A 949-nucleotide genomic window follows, 5' to 3' on the forward strand; every position below is an offset into this window, starting at 1 on the left:
CGCCGGGCGGCGTGCTGTCCCGGGCCGTCCGAATCGGCACTCTCCGTTAATATTCCGGCCACTGAGTAGTTGCCCGAGGGTGTCAAGGTCAACATCATGAGCGGCAGTCGGCTGGAGTCGTACCATGATTTGCTGGTCACGGCCTCGCGCAAGACCGGTGACGTGCGGGACGGAATCCAGGGTGTCGTGGACAATTTCGAGTCCAGTGCCGACGGGCTGGGGGAGCCGTGGGGCAGCGACAGCCTCGGCAGGCAGTTCGCCAATGGCGCGCAGGGGTACCTGGCCAGCAAGACGAACATTGTCGATGGCGCCAAGAACATGGCGGGCACCTTCGCGAATTTCTCGAAGTCGCAGCATGACTCGGCGGTGGAGCTCGAAAAGAAAGAGAAGGAAAACGCCGACCAGTTCAAGGGCGGGTCGCAGTCGTGAGCAATGAGCAGGCCAAGTCCGATCTCGCCGAGATCCTCGACGGTTTCGCGGATCAGATGCGCACCATCACCAAGTTGCAGCGCGAGCGCGCGGCGCTGACCGCGTCGGCGACGGTCCGCGGCAAGCGGGTCACCGTCACAGTGAACGCGGACGGCACCGTCATCGAGACCCGATTCGGTTCCGGCATAGAGGAACTCGACTACTCGGAGATCGCCAGGGCGGTGACCGAGGCGGCCCAGCAGGCGGCCGCCGAGGTGGCACGCCGCAGTCGCGACATCATGGCCCCGGTGTCGCAGAACCGGAACCGGCTGCCCAAGCTGACCGACATCATCCCCGGAATGCCGGATCTCTCCAAGGAATTGGCGATTCCGGAGCCGCCCGTGGTCTCCACTGCACCCCCGAAGGCACCGGAGCGGCTCGGCGGATTCCAGGAATCGAGCCCCGATGCGGAGCAGCCGCGGCGAGGCGGAGCCACCGATTCCGGATGGTAATGCGCACTCGCTGGGTGAGGTAGCGCCGA

The 949-nt window shown here is 65.3% G+C and carries 2 protein-coding genes; both read left to right on the forward strand.

Annotated features, from left to right (window positions below):
• The first annotated feature begins 69 nt into the window (after nucleotides 1-69).
• On the forward strand, nucleotides 70-429 hold the full coding sequence (locus tag ACFXHE_RS09710) for a hypothetical protein (RefSeq protein ID WP_379381594.1): 360 nt from the start codon (nucleotides 70-72) through the stop codon (nucleotides 427-429).
• Complete coding sequence (locus tag ACFXHE_RS09715) at nucleotides 426-920, forward strand: YbaB/EbfC family nucleoid-associated protein (RefSeq protein ID WP_379381596.1); 495 nt, start codon at nucleotides 426-428, stop codon at nucleotides 918-920. The genes ACFXHE_RS09710 and ACFXHE_RS09715 overlap by 4 nt, the downstream gene beginning before the upstream one ends.
• The last annotated feature ends 29 nt before the right edge of the window (nucleotides 921-949 follow it).

Origin of the sequence: Nocardia sp. NPDC059229, from assembly GCF_042754165.1 — a bacterium.
In the GTDB taxonomy this organism is placed as follows: Bacteria; Actinomycetota; Actinomycetes; order Mycobacteriales; family Mycobacteriaceae; genus Nocardia.